A 17,813-nucleotide genomic window follows, 5' to 3' on the forward strand; every position below is an offset into this window, starting at 1 on the left:
CGGGGACTTTTATCCATTGAAATAAGCAAGTGCGAAGCCCGTTTCCCCTTACATCGTGGGAAACGGGCTTTCGTATGTTCGAGGGTTCTTTTTTACTCCGACTGATTTTCATCGCTGGTGCCGGACGTCGCCTTCGAAGACAAATCCCCCGCCGAAAAGACTTTGACCAGGGGCTGGTCTTTTTGCACAATTTCTTTGCCTAAGGCCCTGTCGATCCGTTCCAGCAGATCGGATGGTTCGAACGGTTTGAGCACGTAGCCGACTACACCGGCTGATTTGGAACGAAGCACATCTTTTAAATCGTTGCTTCCCGTAATCATGATGACAGGGATAGACTGGGTCCGCCAGTCCCGCTGAAGTTCTGCGATCGTTTGAAAGCCATCCATGATCGGCATCATGATATCTAGCAGGATGATTTCGGTCTGTGGTTGCAATCGTTTGGCCATTTCCACAACATCCCGCCCGTTGTGGGCGACAAAAACCCGATGGCCGTTCCGGCTCAATATCTTTTTTAAGAGTTCACAGTTGGCCTCGTTGTCCTCCCCGATAATAATCCGTGCCATCTTTCCTCCATCTCCATCAATACCTGCTTATTCCGTCTCTTTTTTCGGGTAACCCTTCGTTTCCGTCGACGGGGAGAAGGGAAACCGGACATAGAACGTGGTTCCGTGGCTCCCCGAGTCCACAATAATGACGGCATGGTGTCGGGCGGCGATATTTTGGCAAATCGCCAAGCCAAGACCGGTTCCTTGATCTTTGGTGGTAAAAAAGGGGGTGCCGATCTTCTCCAGCAGGGACGATTCAATGCCTGCGCCTTCGTCTTGAACGGCTAATACGACACTGTCACTGTCACGGTATGTTTTGATGGTCAAAATTTGTCCGGCGGTCATCGCTTCCAACCCGTTTCGGACTAAATTCAACAGCAGCTGCCGGATTTCCTTTTCACCTAAGAGAAGATCGGGGATTTGACCTAACTCTAGCCGCAGGAATTGCTTCCCCAGAGATGCGTTCGCTTCCATCATCGGGTATATCGTTTCAATGATTTTATTCAAACTTTGTATTTTGGGATCGTCTACTCTGCTTTTAGCCAGAGAGAGAAATTCGGTGATGATCGAATTGGCTCGATCCAATTCCTCGATCATCAAGTCGTAGTAGTTTTTGTTATGTACACTTTCATCTTTTGCAGCGAGAATTTGCAGAAAGCCACGGACCGTCGTCATGGGATTGCGGATCTCGTGGCCGATACCAGCGGCCATCTGAGCCACTAGGTTGAGGCGGTCCAGCCGAGCCATTTTCTTTTCGAGCCACCGCAACTCGGTGATATCGTTGATCGCATAGAGATGACAAGGACGGCCCCCCAGTTCAATCTGTTCGGCCGACAGGAGCCATATCCGTTTTTCCCCATTTTGCGTGGTAAAGTAGGTCTCTCGGTTTCGGATGACTTTCTCCTGCGGAGCTGGACTCGATAGATGCAGATCTTCGAGGCTCCGGCCGATCACCTCTTCCCGCCTCCATCCCGTGATCCGTAGGAAGCTCTCATTCACTTCAAAGAGACAGTCCTCGTCTATGCAGTGAATGTACATCGGGTTTGGATTGGCGTAGAAAGCCTTGGAAAAACGCTCCTCCGAGATGCGCAGATCTTCCAACGATTGTCTACGGGCGGTCATATCCCGTCCGACGGCGTAGATCGTTCCGTCCACCAAGTCCGGGACGGCGTTCCATGCCATCCAGCGATAATTGCCGTCTTTGCTGCGAAACCGGATTTCTTCTCCCACCGTCGGTTCACCCGATAAGAGCCAGCGAAATTCCGTTTCGACGACCTCTATGTCACTGGGATGGACAAAATCAGTGAAGGGGACGTCGGCCAACTCTTCTTCGCTGTATCCGAAGCGATGCTCCAAGGCGGGGTTCCACCGGCGTAGATGGCCGGCGAGGTCGATGAGGATGAGAATATCGACAGATACGTCGAAGAAACGGTTTAACTCTTTCTCCGCACGGACACGCTTGGCGATCTCCTTGGTTAAACTCGATTGAACCAGCTTTATGCTGCGTGTATCCGACTCTAGTTTTTCCAAGAGCGGGCTTAGCTCAGGAAGCAACTCTCGCGGCAGCTTTTGCGAATCTAGGGCCACCGCTTGGCCGAACCCTTCGATTTCCCCTTTAAAACGGGTAAAGAACCGCCAGGCTTCAAAAATCAGCAGTATCGCCAGTACCAATTCAATCGAGATGATCTCGGCGGTCCGCAGCAGCACGGCCGTATGAAAATCATCAGGTTTCACGACAGCCCAGCAATAACCGACCAGCCATCCCTCCCGGTATACGGGATGGGAGATGTAGATCATCGGATCGTTACGCCAATTATCAAATACGGGTATATCCGGTTTGTCCGCTTCTAGGTTAAAGCCGGGCAGTTCCCTCGCCGTCTTGGAGATCTCTAAGAAGGATATCGGCTGTAAGCCCAATGTGTAATCGATGACGCGGATATGATACTCATGACGCTCGCTATACGCTACGGTTCGCCCCAGCGCATTGGAATAGTATCCGATAACCAATCCCGGGTATATTTGCGAAAGCGCTTCCGTTTCCGGCCGCAGTGTTTTTTCGAGAATTAAGGAGCGTTCTTCCCAATTTCCTCTTATACTTTCCGGGTGGATCACCTGTTCAGAAAGGCGTTGATCCAGTTCTGCCGTCACCGTTTGCAGGTCTTTCATACGTTCGAAGCGCTCTTTTTTCAAAAAACCTAAATGGACGATGCCTGTTAAAATCACGGTGTGCAGGACTACCAAAACGACCATGGAATATAAAATACGTTTCGTAATCTGTTGGGGGACAAACTGTCTCCATGAGAGATATGCCTTCAAACCCATCGGCCTCCATCGCCCTCTTCCCGGGCGCCTTCTGCTAGAAAAAGCCGTTTTGGTTTGATGATACGTCGTTCTTTGCTGCAAGTAAAGATTTGTTGTCGACCTATGTCGAAAATATCAAAGCTTGCCTGTCCCTTTTGGGGGCGAGCTCGATTTAGCAAACGATTTTACGAAGATTCATTGCTTCCCGGTCTTTTGGTTTTTACCGTAGGGAGGAAATGACCGTGCTCGATACGCAACTGTTCATCTTCAAGACAGTGATGGAGAAAAACAGTATCTCCATGGCGGCACAAGAACTGCATATGACCCAATCGGCCGTCAGCCAGCAAATTCAAAATCTAGAAGCCCACTTCAATGTCAAGCTCTTTGATCGGCTTCACCGCCGTATCATGGCCACTACCGCGGGAAAGGTCTTATATCCCTTCGCCGTCGAGTTGGACCAGCTCTATACGAAAGTGAACCATGCCATGCAAGACCTGACCGGCGAAGTGAGTGGCCGCTTACGTGTCGGTGCCAGTTTAACGATCGGCGAATACGTCCTCCCTGCACTGCTCGTGCAGTTTCGCCAGGCCTATCCCAAAGTGAATATCGCTATGGACGTCTATAATTCCGAACAGATTACTGCCATGGTTATGGCAGGTCAGTTGGATATCGGCTTTATCGAGGGACCGGACCCACTGCCTGGGCTGCTCGTCAGTCTGCCTTGCAGCGGCGATGAACTGGTCGTCATCGCTCCCGCCGGGGGCGAGCAGCCCAGGGACAAAGCCATTTCTTTGGTCGAACTACTGCAGGCCCGGTGGGTCCTGCGAGAACCCCTGTCGGGCACTCGTCGTTCTTTTGAACAGTTCTTAGAAGTACACGGGCACTCTCGGGCGACGCTGGATGTGGTCATGGAACTCGGTAGCACCCAAGCAGTCAAGGAAGCCGTCAAAGCAGGCCTGGGGATTTCGGTCATCTCTAAACTGGCTGTGACTGATGAAGTATGCCGGGGAGATCTTGAACTCCTGCCTGTCCGAGAAGGCCCTATTCTACGATCCTTTACGATGTTCTACCATAAGGAAAAGTTTACGACCCTTGCCGTCGACCGCTTTCTCGCTTTCGTCGCTGAAAAACTGTTGCCCCCATCAGCCCTTCATCCCGCTCGGTTACAAGCCGAGGAGGACGATGAGCCCTCGTCCGAAGAGACTGAGTAAGACTGAGCCCGTTATCCCCACGACCATCGGCTTCAGGCCCACTCGTCGAATATCGCCGATGTGTACATTGAGTCCCATGCCTGCCATAGCCATGGCCAGCAAGAAGACACTCGTCGAGATGATCTTTTGAGCCATGTCCGCACTGAATACATGATAGGTGTTCAACAGGGCCATGCCGAGAAAACCGAAGACGAACCAGGGTATTACCCGTTTGCCTGGATTCGCAAGACTGGAGTTCTGGGTGCGCTTGTTGTACAGCCAGTCCATGAACATCACCACCGGTGCCAGGAGGACAACCCGGCCTAACTTGACCAAAAGGGCCGTGTCACTGCTCACGGGGCCTCCCGGGGCCGACGCCGCCACCACATGGGCGATTTCATGCAGAGTCGATCCGGCGAACAGGCCATACTCATGAGGCGACCAGTTTAAGATGGGCAGCAGGGCCGTATAAATCACGGTAAATAGTGTGCCAAGCAGTGCGATGATAGCTACGGAAAGGGCTACTTCTTCATCTTTAGCTTTGATTACCGGCCCAACAGCACCGATGGCTGCGGCGCCGCAGACGCCTGTCCCTGCGGCGATGAGAGATGTCAGTTTCGATGCCAGTGCCATCTTCCGGCCTAAGTAATGGATGACCGAAATCGCGAACAAGATGACCAGCACATCGAGCACGATAGTCTTCCAACCTGCTGCCACGATGTCACCGATGTTCAGCCGTACCCCCATCAGGATGATGCCCGCTCGAAGCACATACTTAGCCGAAAAAGAAATTCCGGGGCTAAGCGGTGTGACGACGGATTCGCTGATCGCCCGCAGAGTTAAGCCAAGGAGGATGGCTGTCACCATGACACCGAAGATGCTGAGTAAAGGGAGACGGGACATCATCTGGGCAGTGGCGGCAAGCAAGGCGGTCAAGAGCAAACCGCCGATAAATCGACTTTGATTCATGTAAAACTCCCCCCGTTCTTTGGGTTTATCCTATCCCCTTCCAGCGAAGGCTGTAAAATTACTTTTCATGATGTGTGAAATAAGCAATAATGATGCTAGCAAGCCGTCGCGAACTCGGCTGGAGGCCTAAGTTTACTGACTTGTCTACGATTGTTGAAACCGCATGGCTATGGCAACGTCGATAAAAAATAGCCCCTTGATGAGCATAGGAACTCATCAAGGGGCTGTTTTGTGTACTGGAGTTTTTACCGCCTAGCTTTTTACCGATCCGAAAACAGTTCCAGAATATTCGCTAGCGTCTCTTCGGCCTCTTCATTCTGCACCTGGCAGGTACCGACGTTGAAATGGCCTCCGCCGCCGTATTTCAACATAATTGAACCAATGTTTACCTGCGAAGATCTGTCGAAGATCGACTTACCGCAGGTAAAGACGCAGTTGCCGAGCTTTCCGTTGACGATCCAAATACTGATGTTGGCCTCTGGGAACAAAGCATATGGAATAAAGCGGTTGCCGGAATAGATAGGCTCGGCGTTACGCAGGTCGGTCACGAGCACGTTCTTATGTACCTTGGAGTGTGCCGTCACCATATTCTTGAACAGTTCCGTCTGCTCAAAGTACAGGCCGATCCGTTCCTTCACATCCGGGTCTTCGATAATGTCTTCGATGGTTTTATGCCGGATATCATGGGCCAGTTTCTCCATCAACTGATAGTTGCTGATGGTGAAGTTGCGAAAACGCCCGAGACCGGTTCGAGGATCCATGATGAAGGAAAGGAGAACCCATCCAGAGGGCTCGAGAACCTCATCGATGGCGAACTGAGCCGAATCGGCCTTGTCCACCGCTGCCATGAGGGCGTCAAAATCGGGGCCAAACTTGTCCCGACCGCCGTAGTAATCATAGATGACCCGGGCACAGGAGGGAGCCGGACGAGACAACCCTTTGTATTGTTGCTGTAAGCTGCCGCGCTCTTCCTCGGAGGCGTGGTGATCAAACCAGAGGCCGCAGCCGGGCGCATAGGGCACATTGGCTGCGATGTCATTTTCATTCGCCTCAATCAAGCCGTCTTGAACATCTTTGGGATGAACAAACTTAAAGGAGTCTACCATTCCGAGTTCAATCAACAGCGCAGCACAAGCCAAACCGTCAAAATCCGAACGGGTCAATAAGCGCATATTCTCCCCAATTCACACGAAAAATCGGGGAATTCACCTCCTTATTGGATCTAGTCTCATTGTACCTGTTTTTCCATATTACCGACAAGAAAAAAGAACGTTCTTTTCGAACCAGGTCGAGAACGCTCTCTCTGAGTAAGCCCAAGTCTTTCTAACCGAAGATTTCAACCATTTTAGATTCCCTAATGAAAGGGGATCCATTTTTTATGTCCATGATATGGGTGGCACAGTTCAAACAGGGATCAAAGGATCGAACGATCCGCCCCAACACCGTAAATAACATATCGGGGCGGGGAATTTCGGTACCAACAAGAGCACTTTCCACAGGCCCTCGTTGGCCCTGTCGATCTTTCGGGGAAAAGTTCCATACGGTCGGCGTGATGATGTCATAGCGGCTCACTTGCTCGCCCTTCACCTGAGCACGATGGAGCAAGGCGCCCCGCATGGCATCGGTCACCGCCACCACTTCTTTTTTCACAGGCTCTCGATTCTGCTGGATGGGCGGGGGTCCCGGTATAAGGCGGCCTAACCACTCTTTCATCTGTTCGACGATTAAGACCGTTTCCAGGGTACGGGCGTATATGCGGTCCATCGTGGACGTCCCGCCGCGATAGAATCCGTTGATGAGCATCCTCGCCAGCGGTCCTACTTGATAAGTCTCGCCGGCGTACTGCACCGATTTGACAAAGGAATAGGCCTGCCGCTTATAAGGGTCCGGGATTATCTCATGCCTTTCACAGCTGCCGTCGTTTCCCGAGCCTTGACTTACTCCAGGATATCCTTCACCGTCAGAATTTGGGAAAACTCCCAGCCTGCGACTGACCTCAGGGCTGCATTCATACCAACTATGGGTGACCTCTTCCTGAATGAAAGATATCTGGGGAACGGTTACCTGTTGTTCTTTTAGCAGGCCGCTACGCCAGAGCACCTGTTCATTTTTTTCACCGAAGCGAAAGAGCCCGAAGGATAGCATCCGCCGGGGCGTTTGCCCGATATGAAAGTAATCGCCATAAGTCCGGGCGATTCGTTCCGTATCTGGAACCATGCAGCCTTGTACAAAGTCGTTCACTTCTTGAAGCAGCGCTAAGGCGGTCGCCACCTTATCGGCCGTGGGGGCTACGGACACGCCGCCGTGAACAAAGCTGTGTTGATGAGGTGCCTTACCGCCGAAGATGGCCAGGATCTGATGGCATTTCTGGGACGCTTTGATCCCCTCAAAGTAATGGGCCACCATTTGTCGAGTGGTCGCACTGTCAAAACGGGCGTCTGCCAGGTTTTGCTGTTGAAACGGAGGGTGGTCAGGCATGCGCACAAAATCCGGCAAGCTAAAGAGATAAAAATGCCGAATGTGGTTCTGCAGAAAGTCGGCACCGAACATGATATTGCGTAAATACTGTCCCTGCTCAGGGATGCTGTTGTTCAACAGATCGTCGAGCAAGTAACTGGCCACCGCCCCATGGGAGGTCGAGCAGATCCCACAGACCCGTTGGGTCAAGTAGACTGCATCGGTCACATGGCGATCACGCATGATCCACTCGAATCCCCGAAACAAGGTAGCGCTGGCATTGGCCTCGGAGACCCATCTTCCCTCTAAAAAAACTTCCACCGAGAGCAAACCGCTTAGACGGGTGACAGGACTAAACATGATGCGTTGCCGGCTCATGCGCGCCCTCCTTCCTTGGGACGTTTTTGGGCCAAGGACTGGTAAAAGGGGGTTGAGCCATCAGGAAAGTCCCGGTTTGTGCAACCGATACAAGGGGTATTCGCTTTGACAGGCCAACTCACATGATCGACCCACTGCCGGTAAGGACAATCGGCCAGCGTGGCCGGCCCCATGCAGCCGACGGAGTACATGCATTCCTTATCGCCCAATTTTTCTGCAAAGACTTTTTGGTCAAAGTAAGAGCGGCGCTGGCAATGGCGGTGAACCGTGTCCCTATAGAACAAGGTCGGTCTCCCCTGGTCATCCACTTCAGGCATGCCGTAGAGGATCAAGTGGGCCAAGGTTCCCACGAACCATTCGGGGTTAACGGGACAACCGCTTACCCGGATGACTGGCCGCTGCAGCACATCCTGGATCGGCCGGCTTCCGGTCAAGTTGGGCCGGGCGGCCGAGGGTCCGCCAAAGCTGGCACAGGTTCCGACAGCGAGGACGTATTCCGCCAATGGGCCCAACCATCGCAGAATCTCCCAGGCAGTGAGAGGTCGCTCCGGCGTCCGGGCGATAACCGTATATAAGCCGTCCGCTTTGGTCGGCACGGCTCCTTCCACAACAAGGGTGAATTTTCCGCTGTATTCTCTCGCCGCATTTGTCAGCAGTTGTAGAGCGTCCGGTCCTTGGGCTGCCATAAAGGGGTTGCTGTACAAGAGGTCGATCATATATGTAAAAACTTGTCCAGCGTAGGGCGAAGTGGCATTCAAAAAAGAGATGTTATTGTCGCCGCTGTCGTTCGTCTCCAGCCAGATCACGGGCAGTTTTCGCCGGTGATTTCCGAACAGGTACGTCCGAACCAAGGGAACTACAGCTCCCGCCAGCGAATAGCCGCCTTGAACAGGCCAGTTACGGCATAGATGGGCGAATTCCTCTTTGCGCATTCACCGCACTCCCTTTTTTACGGGCTCTCGGTATTTTTATGTTTTGGTTGTATATAAAAATACCAAGACAAGTCGTCTAGGATAGACTCTCCACTCGGCGGTCCATGGCGGCGAAACGACACTACGATTTCGATAGCATAAGTACCTATTGTGAATACTTCAGGGAAGCAACGTGCCGCTCTGTTGCACGGCTACCCGGACGCTCTTATTTTTAGGGATGTTATTCGAAGCGGGACGGGAGTGAAGCCATGATCAGAAGTTGGAATCCAGCGCCTCAAAGTGAGTTATTGATTCTTGGCCTTGGGAATCTCTTGATGGGCGATGACGGATTGGGCGTTTACGCCGCGGAAAAGCTGCTCCCTTTTCACCATCCACCGGAAATCGACATCGTCGACGGAGGCACCTCCCTCCTGCTCTACCTAGAACAGATCAGCCGTTCCCGTCGTTTACTGGTCATCGATGCGCTCTTCGGAAACCAACCACCGGGCAGCCTATATCGAATCCATTTGGACGACATCTCCGAAGGCACCAATAGTTTTCGCACAGCCCACGGCATCACCCTTCCCGATGTCATTGGACTGGCCCGCTTGCTTACGGGCTCCCCTTCCCAAGTGACCATCATCGGTGCGGAACCTCTCGAATGTCATCCCGGTGTGGGAATTTCCCCACCGCTAGTAGCCGCTTTACCCCGTCTCGTGGAACAGGTTATCCATGAAATCCGACGTCACTGTAATCAAAAAGAAAATGTCCTTAGAGGCCCGTAGGAGCCTCCTAAGAACACTTTCTTGCCGCCAATCCAGTTTATATAAGTGGATTTTTCAAGGCAATGACGCTTGACAATTACCCTTCGTTCTTTAATAAACTATCTGCTCGGTCCCTCTCTGCACAAGGAACTGGATGGGAGGCCGGTTGCTTGTAGCACCAGTACCAATCCACACACTGCAACCCTGGGGAAGCTTTCTCTCTTTCCAACAGTTCCCCATAGGTTCGGGGCGGCGGTACCAGTGTCGGCTGTCCGGGTACCCAGTTCGCTGGTGTAACTATTCCCTCGCGATCGCTTGTCTGCAAGGCATCCACAAGGCGGAGGATTTCCGGAATGTTTCGGCCGTTGGTAAGAGGATAAGCCAGATAAGCTCGGATGTTTTGGCGATCGTCGATGATAAACGTATTCCGTACCGTCTCCGTAGCGCTTACATCCGGCGCAATCATCCCGTAGAGCCGGGCGATTTCACCGGAACGGTCGGCGATAACCGGGAAGGGAATTTGAACACCTGTGTTTTGGTAGATGTTGTGTACCCAAGCCAGATGGGCCGGATTACTATCGATGCTCAACCCTAACAGCTGTACATTTCTCTGGCTGAAATAGGGACTGTACTTGGCAAAAGCGATAAATTCCGTCGTACAAACAGGTGTGAAATCGCCGGGATGGGAGAAGAAGACCACCCATTTACCTGCAAGGTCAGAAAGTCGAAGCGTTCCGAAGGTTGTTACCGCCGTAAAGTCTGGAGCTTTCATGCCAATGCGGATGACTGATTCCAAGTTACTTTGAGTCGCCTTCATGCATGCACCGTCCCTCAGGATTATTCGGTGCAATATACGCATCTGCTGATAGGATTGTGTCAACGGTGAGAATAAACATGAGTTGCTAAAGGAGGTTTTACGGTGGAAATTCAGCGCCCGTCCTGGGGGATTCGAAATAAACTGATCGTCGCCTTTCTCCTCGTCACTCTCATCCCCCTCTTCTCCGTCGGTTATATCGTGAAAAATACATTGACGAGGCAGGTGGAAGAAGAATTTCTTGCAGCTACATCAGGGGAAATGCAGCAAGTTGAAAATGCCGTCAATCTCTTTATTGAGAGCATCAAAGATGATACGTACTTCCTCTCGACGTATCCCCTGCTTAAGCAGACCGATCAGCGCATCACCAGTTACATCGATAAACAAGGCGATGCCAACGACTTGGTGAAAATGAACCCCCTTGAAAATGATCCTTTAGAGGCGATGATATATCGCTTTTTTGAGCAATTCGCCAAATCGCATCCCAAGACGACGGCCGCCTACCTAGGCAGTGAAGCGAACGGCGGCTACGTGCAATGGCCTCCATCCAACCGCAAAGCCGGTTACGATGCCCGCAGTCGTTCCTGGTACAAAAAGGCGATGGAGAATAAGGATAAAGTAGTAGTCACCGATCCATACCTGCTTTCCACAGGAGAAGATGTGGTGTTCAGCATCGTCACTGCCTTACAAGATGACCACCATAATGCTAGAGGTGTTGTAGGCTTAGACGTGAGTTTGAAGGGGCTTACCGATATTGTAAAAAACATAAAAGTCAAAGAAACAGGCTATGTGATTCTGACCGATAAAAAAGGGACCATCCTGGCCCATCCTAAAAAACCGGAGCTAAATTTTAAACCGATTACGGATATGGACGTCGAGGCCTTCAACGATTTACCGGACCGCACCGACAACCGGTACTTCGAATTTAATCAAGACGGCAAAACTTTCATCGCTAACATACAGACTACACCCGATTTGGGCTGGAGATATATTGCTGTAATTGAAAAAGATGAATTGCTTCATAGCACCACGTCCATGCAAACCACGATCACAACGGTGGTTCTCGGATTTTCGCTCCTCGCGTTAGCCCTTGCCGTCACTGTGGCCACCCAGTTCAGCCGTCCCCTCGTGCTCGTCATGGAACAAATGGAACGAATCGGTTCCGGCGATTTTACACAAGAGCTCCCTGCGCACTTGTTTACGCGAAGAGATGAAATCGGCAAATTAGCCCATGCCGTGATGACGATGCAAGCCGGTGTAAAAGCGCTGGTGGAGCAAATTAAACAAGCCTCTTTAACGGTCTTCGAATCATCTACAGCACTCGCCCAGATTACCGCCGATACAAGCGATAATGTGAATGAAACCACCGAAACGATCCATTCCATCGCGGCGAATGCAGATACACAAGCCAAAGACTTAGAAACAGGTGTCATTCGACTGGGCGACCTCTCGAAGACGATTGACGTTGTTTGGGAATATACTCATCAGATGAGCGAGGTGGCCGCTACCATGCACCATCTCGGTAATCAGGTGTTGGATACAGTGCGGGCATTGACGGCCCGTTCAGAAGACAGGACTCGTTCCGGTCATCGTGTCTCTGAAGTGATCGGCGCCATGAACGCCATGTCTCGCGAGATCGGTTCGATCACAGAAACGATCACACAGATCGCAAGCCAAACGAATTTACTTGCGCTGAACGCCTCCATCGAGGCTGCTCGAGCCGGCGAACATGGCCGAGGATTTGCCGTCGTCGCCGAAGAAGTGCGAAAGCTTGCCGAAGAATCGGTCAAAGCGGCAAACGATATCAAAGTGTTGATTGGAAACGTGCAAAATCAGTCCAAACTGGCCGTGGAAGCCATGGATGAAGCTCTCCAGCAGGCTTATTCCGTCAATACGGTTCAGACAAAAACGGTGCAGGAAACAGAAACACTCTTTCACGATGTCCTTCCGGCTATCGCTGCCGTAATCGAGAAAACCGAAGAGGTACAGCGGGATTTTACTAAAATGAAGCTAGAGAAAGACAATATTCTCGATATCTTTTCCACGATGGCAGCGAGCGCTGAAGAAACGTCCATAGGCGCGCAACAAGCCGTTACAGTCATGCACAAACAATTGTCATCGACGCAGCAGACCGCTGCCTACGCAGATAATTTAAGCCAAATGGCGGGAAGCATGCAGCGAGAAGTGGATCGGTTTAGAGTCTAGCCTTTTTATAGTTTATTTCGTAACTTTCGTTACATTTTCTCTTTGCTATTTTCCAATGATTCGGTTATACTTATACATGGCTCGGTTTTGCTTACGGAACGACAACCCTTCTCGATTGCCCAGTGGCTAAGGGAAGTTTAGGTCTGGTCACTTCCTTAGCACGGGCGAAAGAATATCGAGGAGGATTTCTCATGTTTCAAGACAAAGTATTAGCCTGCAAAGAGTGCGGTCGTGAATTCGAATTCACTGCTTCCGAGCAAGAATTCTACGCTGAAAAAGGTTTCACCAACGAACCTGGCCGTTGCCCCGAGTGCCGCGCTGCCCGTAAAGCCCGTATGGGTGGTAGCAGCAACAACAGCGGTTATGGTCGTCAAGAGCGTCAAATGTACCCCGCTACTTGCGCATCCTGCGGCGTTGAAACCACCGTTCCTTTCCAACCCCGTGGTGACAAGCCCGTATACTGCCGCGATTGCTTCTCTTCCCGTCGCAGCAACTGGTAATTGAACTTATTCGTTCAGCTAACATACTCCCCAGACTTTCGAAAAGTCTGGGGAGTTTTTCATTTTAGAAGCATCAAGGCTCTCGCCTGATTTTGGCTTACCCCTATGGTTGGCCATCTATGGTACGGCCATCTCTTTTAAAATCTTTTTGTAATTCTCGATGATTTCCGGCGGCACTTCTTTCGGAGAGCCGCCTTCCTGTTTTTCTATCTGCTGCAATTGCTTGAACATTTTTTTGTCTGTCGTGACGTGAACTTCATATCCCGGATAAGATTCCTTCAGCTTTTTTTCGATGCTTCCACGGATCGTCTTCAATCGTAACCGGTCAAAGCCGGTGACCTTAAGGGCTGTCGATATGTCCTTATCAATGACAACGGCTGTACTATCCTCCACACCATCCACGGTTTTCACCGCCTCTTTGACTTCCGCCGCCACAGCCGGATATAACATCGGCTTCTGATTCGAGATGGATGGCGGTGTAAGCAATCGTTGCTGCTGCGGGACACAACCGGCTGTGACGGCCATTACAAGAATGAAAAGCGAAAGGCACGACCTTATCCTGACTGTTTTTAGATGTTCAGATGTTCGCACGATGTTAACCTCATTTCAACCACCAAAGCTACGGGCACCGAAAGAATCTATGGCAAGTATTCGAGCGAGGCCATCAAGGAGCAATCTCCTAAAGCCAAAGCTATCTGCGAGTTACACTGGAAATGAGCATCTCTCGCCAAGTAATTTTACACAGAGTAATTCATCCGTAAGCGAAGGTATCAATACCCGGAACTATATCTCGTTATCCCTTAGGTTTAAATACAAGTGACGCAAGGAATCCAAAGATGATGGCTGCCGAAATGCCGGCGCTCGTCACCTCAAAGATACCTGTTAAGATACCGATAATCCCTACAGCGTTTGCTTCCACCATGGCGCCATGGACGAGAGCATTCCCAAAGCTGGTAATCGGAACGGTCGCCCCCGCACCGGCAAAATCGATGAGCGGCTGGTAAAGGCCTAATCCCGAAAGAACGGCGCCAGCGACAACGAGCGTACTCATCGTATGAGCCGGCGTTAGTTTACCTACATCCAGCATCAACTGTCCGATGACACAGATCAGGCCGCCGACGACAAAAGCCCACAGATATACTTGCAACGACGGTCCCTCCTATTGCACATTCTCGATGGCTACCGCATGAGCAATGCAGGGAATGGATTCCTTTTGCTGGAACGACAAAGGGGAGAGTAAAGCGCCCGTAGCCACGATAAGCACTTTATTCAACTCACCGCGTTTCATCCGATTTAGAATGTGTCCGTAAGTCACTGTGGCCGAACAGCCACATCCACTGCCGCCAGCCAGAACATCTCTTTGTCTTTCCATATCATAGATCAACAAGCCACAGTCGGTATATTTAACTTCCGGAAGTTCGACACCGTGTTTTTGCATCAGATCGGCACAAATGCGGTAGCCAACCTTGCCTAAATCCCCGGTGGCGATGAGGTCGTATTCTTGATGATCCACATCAAAATCCCGAAAGTGGGCCGTGATCGTATCTGCCGCTGCCGGTGCCATCGCAGCCCCCATGTTAAAGGGATCGGAGATGCCCATGTCCACGATCCGTCCGATGGTGGCTCTGGTGATGACCGGTCCTTCTCCTTTGTCCGCTACCAAGGCGACTCCAGCACCAGTCACTGTCCACTGCGCCGTTGGCGGCTTTTGACCGCCGTACTCGGTGGGATAGCGAAACTGTTTTTCTACGGCCGCATTGTGACTGCCCGTACCGGCCAGCACGTACTGTGCCGATTTACTATCTACAAACAGGGCGGCTAAAGCCAGACTTTCCATAGACGTGGAACAAGCTCCGTACAGACCGAGGTAGGGGATAGCCAGTGTGCGAGCGGCAAAACTGCTGGGCGTAATTTGGTTCAACAAATCGCCAGCTAAAAAAAACTGTATGTCCTGCTTTTGAAGGCCTGCTTTCTGAACAGCGATTTCACAAGCTTCCTCCATCATCTTCTTACCGGCTTTTTCAAAACTATCTTGACCAAGCCACAGATCACCATGCAGCAGATCAAAATCCTCTGCCACAGGTCCCTGCGCCTCATAAGGGCCGCCAACGGTAGCGACACTCCGGATAACCGGACGGTTTGCAAAGACCCAACTCTGATGACCTTGCAGCATGTCAACTCCCTCCCAGCAGCGCCAGTGTCGTTCGAACCAGAGCGACGACAAAGGCGGCAAAGGTACCAAAAACGATCACAGAACCGGCGAGCTTAAACATATTCCCCCCAACCCCTAGCACGTAGCCTTCGGTACGGTGTTCAATGGCGGCAGAGGCGACGGAGTTAGCAAATCCAGTTACTGGTACTGCTGTTCCAGCACCTGCATGTTGAGCGATGTGATCGTAGACGCCAACACCGGTTAGCAAGGTGGAGAGAAGGACCATAACTGCCACCGTTGGGTTACCAGCTGTCTTTTCGGTGAACTCGAAGTTCCAGAGAAAAAAGTCCTGAATAAACTGACCGACCAAACAGATAAAACCGCCTACAAAAAAAGCCCATAGGCAGTTGCGAAGAACCGGTCGTTTGGGTTCTCGTACTTTGGAGAAGTCGTGGTATTCTTGTTGGACAGGCGTCATTTTTTTCTTCTTCTTATTGGACATCTTTGCCCCCCCTACCCGTCAATGCTTGCCGTTATTAGTTATTACAGGCTAGTTATCGCTTTAGCACTGGTTCGAGGTCTTGAACCACATCGTTCAATATCTGCGACGAATCGGCGTACATCTGCTTTGCTTGTAGCTGTTGTGTGCTTAGGGCAAAGAGTTCACAGTCGGCCTGACTTTTTTTCAAGGTTGCGTAAAGCAATTCTTTTGTCTTCGGTTTAGGGAGTATGATGGCATCGTCAAACAAGTCCAGGTAAAGTTGGCCTGTTGAATCCACTTGGGCGATAAAAACGTTTTCTGGTGCTACACCGACTTTTTCTAACTCTGTGTGTAACCAACCCCGGTTGAGACCCATTGCCGTTAACGCCTCATCCATCATGACGCCGTCTAGGATTACGGTCTGAGGAACGCTTTCTCGACCTACATCCATTTCCAAGGTTTTCGGGGTGATGGGCTGCTTCTCTTTATTGAGTAACACACTGATGTCCCCCGTAGGCTCCATTACGGCGAATTCTACATCAGCGAAGCTGAAAACATTCTTCCGGCGAAGTTGGCTCAGTAAATCTTCGGGAGTAAGTCGGACCTCCATCAGTTTATCATCGAGGATTTTTCCGTGATTGATGAGGATCGTTTCTTTCCCTAGCACAAAATCTCGGACTGTTTTGGACTTAATCGATAGGTAATGAAGGGCAATCGGAAAACCAGCCCAGACCACTAAGGCGATAATCCCGCCCAGCATGTTCTTCATCAGATTTAGTGATAAGAGGGCCACAATGACACCGATGGCAATTCCGATCACCACATCGAAGAAGGTTAACTGGCCAGACTGGCGCTTGCCAAGTAGGCGAGCACCTACCAGCGTCAATCCAAATAAGAGGATCGAGCGAATCAGAATCATCAACCATTCCGGCATGGAAAAAACTCCTTACCTCAGAATGTCCTTAAAAACCCTTGTATTGCGGCTCTTCGTATTCCAACACTTGAAGCCGTTTTTCCATGTCTCCAATCACTTGGTCTAAACGGTGTAAATTGTGAGCGTATCTATCTTTCGCTTCTTGATTTTCTTCTATGATTGTAAAGGTTTCCAGAGTCGCTCTCGCTCCCTTAAGGCTAGCTATCGTTCCTTTCACTTGACTCGCAACTGTCATATAATCCTTCCCCTCGAGTGAAACTATGATCTAAAACACATGGTTATCTAAAGGTGATGTTTTGCTAATGGAGGACCATCCGAATATAGTGAAGACCGGATCCTTCGATCCGGCCTATATCGAGTGTTAAAGAAGTGTCCCTGATTAGAAACCTTTGTATTGAGGCTCTTCTTTTTCGATCTCTTTTACACGCGATTCTAGTTGATTGACGATATTCTGGGTTTGTTGAGCCGCTTGGCTGTATACCTGTTTTGCATTTTGGTTCTGGGTCTGGATAGCGAAGTTTTCCAAGCTGCCAACAGCACTTTTCAAACCAGCCACCGTCTGTTTGACTTGTGAACCGACTGTCATTTCCAAATCATCCTCCTTTTTAAGTTAGATTACCCCTAACGATTAAAGATCCTAAAAAGTACGGGGATTATCTACGGGCGTTCCTGAGGCGTTGATGGTGTATCCCTGTGGGATATCCCGTAAGTAAGTTGTCTCGTTCGAGACACGGTTATGTAGGTATTTAAAGCATCTAAGTAAAGATTTCTCCACCGCTATCAATCTTTTACCTTTTCCTTTTTTGATTTAAAAATCAAAAAAGCCCATAGCTTACTGCCATGGACTTTCTTCGTTCCTTAAAAACTACACAGAGGAGAAAATCTGATTTGCTTCCGCTACGGACGGCTCCCACGTCGTTACCGGCGGCAGAGCCGCCGACGACTGGGGTCGCCCAGTCCTGCTGCATCAAATCAAATTTTCTGGACTATAGTCATTGCGCATAGTTAAGGTCAAGTCCTCGACCGATTCGTACCCGTCGACTGAACGCCTCACGGCGTGTACATCTCGGGCCGATCGACCAGGTCATCTTCCTGGGGTCTTACCTCTTTCGAGTGGGAAGTCTCATCTTTGGGTCGGTTTCGCGCTTAGATGCTTTCAGCGCTTATCCGCTCCCGACATAGCTACCCAGCGCTGCCGTTGGCACGACAACT

The 17,813-nt window shown here is 50.7% G+C and carries 19 protein-coding genes and 1 rRNA gene; 4 read left to right on the forward strand and 16 right to left on the reverse strand.

Features of this window, described 5'->3' with window-relative positions:
* Positions 1-92 precede the first annotated feature (92 nt).
* Positions 93-563, reverse strand: coding sequence for a response regulator (locus H1S01_RS08520; protein WP_188039659.1), 471 nt, complete (start codon positions 561-563; stop codon positions 93-95).
* 27 nt (positions 564-590) lie between these two features.
* A complete protein-coding gene (locus H1S01_RS08525; RefSeq protein WP_188039661.1) occupies positions 591-2,861 on the reverse strand; it encodes a PAS domain S-box protein in 2,271 nt (756 codons plus the stop codon).
* 227 nt (positions 2,862-3,088) lie between these two features.
* On the opposite strand from H1S01_RS08525, the gene H1S01_RS08530 reads away from it, so the two are divergent.
* Positions 3,089-4,057, forward strand: a complete 969-nt coding sequence (locus H1S01_RS08530; protein WP_188039663.1) for a LysR substrate-binding domain-containing protein — start codon at positions 3,089-3,091, stop codon at positions 4,055-4,057.
* Here the strand turns inward: H1S01_RS08530 and H1S01_RS08535 are convergent.
* From H1S01_RS08535 to H1S01_RS08550, 4 genes are all read right to left on the reverse strand, one after another.
* Positions 4,010-5,005 (reverse strand): YeiH family protein, encoded by a 996-nt coding sequence (locus H1S01_RS08535; protein WP_188039665.1) that lies wholly within the window; start codon positions 5,003-5,005, stop codon positions 4,010-4,012. The genes H1S01_RS08530 and H1S01_RS08535 overlap by 48 nt on opposite strands.
* 260 nt (positions 5,006-5,265) lie before the next feature.
* On the reverse strand, positions 5,266-6,177 hold the full coding sequence (locus H1S01_RS08540; protein ID WP_188039667.1) for a DHH family phosphoesterase: 912 nt from the start codon (positions 6,175-6,177) through the stop codon (positions 5,266-5,268).
* Between the two features lie 151 nt (positions 6,178-6,328).
* Positions 6,329-7,840 carry a nickel-dependent hydrogenase large subunit gene (locus tag H1S01_RS08545; RefSeq protein ID WP_188039669.1) on the reverse strand — a complete coding sequence of 504 codons (1,512 nt, stop codon included), beginning with the start codon at positions 7,838-7,840 and terminating at the stop codon, positions 6,329-6,331.
* Entirely contained in the window at positions 7,837-8,772 is a 936-nt protein-coding gene (locus H1S01_RS08550) for a hydrogenase small subunit (protein ID WP_188039671.1), read from the reverse strand. Before H1S01_RS08550 ends, H1S01_RS08545 begins: the two co-directional genes overlap by 4 nt.
* Before the next feature lie 248 nt (positions 8,773-9,020).
* Between H1S01_RS08550 and H1S01_RS08555 the strand changes: the two genes are divergently transcribed.
* Positions 9,021-9,536, forward strand: a complete 516-nt coding sequence (locus tag H1S01_RS08555; RefSeq protein WP_188039673.1) for a hydrogenase maturation protease — start codon at positions 9,021-9,023, stop codon at positions 9,534-9,536.
* A gap of 76 nt (positions 9,537-9,612) precedes the next feature.
* Here the strand turns inward: H1S01_RS08555 and H1S01_RS08560 are convergent, their stop codons facing one another.
* The gene (locus H1S01_RS08560; RefSeq protein WP_188039675.1) at positions 9,613-10,332 is read right to left on the reverse strand and encodes a peroxiredoxin; all 720 of its coding nucleotides are present in this window, start codon (positions 10,330-10,332) and stop codon (positions 9,613-9,615) included.
* Between the two features lie 102 nt (positions 10,333-10,434).
* On the opposite strand from H1S01_RS08560, the gene H1S01_RS08565 reads away from it, so the two are divergent.
* Both H1S01_RS08565 and H1S01_RS08570 read left to right on the forward strand, forming a co-directional pair.
* Positions 10,435-12,534: a methyl-accepting chemotaxis protein gene (locus H1S01_RS08565; protein WP_188039677.1), complete on the forward strand. Its 2,100-nt coding sequence runs from the start codon at positions 10,435-10,437 to the stop codon at positions 12,532-12,534.
* A gap of 191 nt (positions 12,535-12,725) precedes the next feature.
* Positions 12,726-13,034, forward strand: coding sequence for a zinc-ribbon domain containing protein (locus tag H1S01_RS08570; protein WP_155476633.1), 309 nt, complete (start codon positions 12,726-12,728; stop codon positions 13,032-13,034).
* 117 nt (positions 13,035-13,151) lie between these two features.
* Here the strand turns inward: H1S01_RS08570 and H1S01_RS08575 are convergent, their stop codons facing one another.
* From H1S01_RS08575 to H1S01_RS08615, 9 genes are all read right to left on the reverse strand, one after another.
* A complete protein-coding gene (locus tag H1S01_RS08575) occupies positions 13,152-13,625 on the reverse strand; it encodes a YhcN/YlaJ family sporulation lipoprotein (RefSeq protein WP_188039679.1) in 474 nt (157 codons plus the stop codon).
* A 202-nt stretch (positions 13,626-13,827) separates the two neighbouring features.
* Complete coding sequence (spoVAE, locus tag H1S01_RS08580) at positions 13,828-14,181, reverse strand: stage V sporulation protein AE (protein WP_188039680.1); 354 nt, start codon at positions 14,179-14,181, stop codon at positions 13,828-13,830.
* A 12-nt stretch (positions 14,182-14,193) separates the two neighbouring features.
* Positions 14,194-15,207, reverse strand: a complete 1,014-nt coding sequence (spoVAD, locus tag H1S01_RS08585; RefSeq protein ID WP_188039681.1) for a stage V sporulation protein AD — start codon at positions 15,205-15,207, stop codon at positions 14,194-14,196.
* Position 15,208: 1 nt separating this feature from the next.
* Positions 15,209-15,688, reverse strand: a complete 480-nt coding sequence (gene spoVAC / locus H1S01_RS08590; protein WP_188039682.1) for a stage V sporulation protein AC — start codon at positions 15,686-15,688, stop codon at positions 15,209-15,211.
* 52 nt (positions 15,689-15,740) lie between these two features.
* A complete protein-coding gene (locus H1S01_RS08595; RefSeq protein WP_188039683.1) occupies positions 15,741-16,601 on the reverse strand; it encodes a DUF421 domain-containing protein in 861 nt (286 codons plus the stop codon).
* A 28-nt stretch (positions 16,602-16,629) separates the two neighbouring features.
* On the reverse strand, positions 16,630-16,836 hold the full coding sequence (locus tag H1S01_RS08600) for a DUF1657 domain-containing protein (protein WP_188039684.1): 207 nt from the start codon (positions 16,834-16,836) through the stop codon (positions 16,630-16,632).
* Between the two features lie 144 nt (positions 16,837-16,980).
* Entirely contained in the window at positions 16,981-17,187 is a 207-nt protein-coding gene (locus H1S01_RS08605; protein WP_155476626.1) for a DUF1657 domain-containing protein, read from the reverse strand.
* Positions 17,188-17,416: 229 nt separating this feature from the next.
* On the reverse strand, positions 17,417-17,569 hold the full coding sequence (locus H1S01_RS08610) for a hypothetical protein (RefSeq protein ID WP_188039685.1): 153 nt from the start codon (positions 17,567-17,569) through the stop codon (positions 17,417-17,419).
* Positions 17,570-17,608: 39 nt separating this feature from the next.
* A 23S ribosomal RNA gene (locus tag H1S01_RS08615) occupies positions 17,609-17,813 on the reverse strand; the annotation flags it as partial.

The organism is Heliobacterium chlorum (assembly GCF_014502795.1).
Taxonomy (GTDB): Bacteria; Bacillota; Desulfitobacteriia; order Heliobacteriales; family Heliobacteriaceae; genus Heliobacterium; species Heliobacterium chlorum.

What these genes read in the sequence shown, in the direction of transcription:
- spoVAD (WP_188039681.1), bottom strand. Translation starts at nt 15,207, where the DNA reads ATGCTGCAAGGTCATCAGAGTTGGGTCTTTGCAAACCGTCCGGTTATC.
- H1S01_RS08570 (WP_155476633.1), top strand. Translation starts at nt 12,726, where the DNA reads ATGTTTCAAGACAAAGTATTAGCCTGCAAAGAGTGCGGTCGTGAATTC.
- H1S01_RS08610 (WP_188039685.1), bottom strand. Translation starts at nt 17,569, where the DNA reads ATGCAGCAGGACTGGGCGACCCCAGTCGTCGGCGGCTCTGCCGCCGGT.
- H1S01_RS08595 (WP_188039683.1), bottom strand. Translation starts at nt 16,601, where the DNA reads ATGCCGGAATGGTTGATGATTCTGATTCGCTCGATCCTCTTATTTGGA.
- H1S01_RS08545 (WP_188039669.1), bottom strand. Translation starts at nt 7,840, where the DNA reads ATGAGCCGGCAACGCATCATGTTTAGTCCTGTCACCCGTCTAAGCGGT.
- H1S01_RS08600 (WP_188039684.1), bottom strand. Translation starts at nt 16,836, where the DNA reads ATGACAGTTGCGAGTCAAGTGAAAGGAACGATAGCTAGCCTTAAGGGA.
- H1S01_RS08605 (WP_155476626.1), bottom strand. Translation starts at nt 17,187, where the DNA reads ATGACAGTCGGTTCACAAGTCAAACAGACGGTGGCTGGTTTGAAAAGT.
- spoVAC (WP_188039682.1), bottom strand. Translation starts at nt 15,688, where the DNA reads ATGTCCAATAAGAAGAAGAAAAAAATGACGCCTGTCCAACAAGAATAC.
- H1S01_RS08520 (WP_188039659.1), bottom strand. Translation starts at nt 563, where the DNA reads ATGGCACGGATTATTATCGGGGAGGACAACGAGGCCAACTGTGAACTC.
- H1S01_RS08555 (WP_188039673.1), top strand. Translation starts at nt 9,021, where the DNA reads ATGATCAGAAGTTGGAATCCAGCGCCTCAAAGTGAGTTATTGATTCTT.
- H1S01_RS08560 (WP_188039675.1), bottom strand. Translation starts at nt 10,332, where the DNA reads ATGAAGGCGACTCAAAGTAACTTGGAATCAGTCATCCGCATTGGCATG.
- H1S01_RS08550 (WP_188039671.1), bottom strand. Translation starts at nt 8,772, where the DNA reads ATGCGCAAAGAGGAATTCGCCCATCTATGCCGTAACTGGCCTGTTCAA.
- H1S01_RS08535 (WP_188039665.1), bottom strand. Translation starts at nt 5,005, where the DNA reads ATGAATCAAAGTCGATTTATCGGCGGTTTGCTCTTGACCGCCTTGCTT.
- H1S01_RS08540 (WP_188039667.1), bottom strand. Translation starts at nt 6,177, where the DNA reads ATGCGCTTATTGACCCGTTCGGATTTTGACGGTTTGGCTTGTGCTGCG.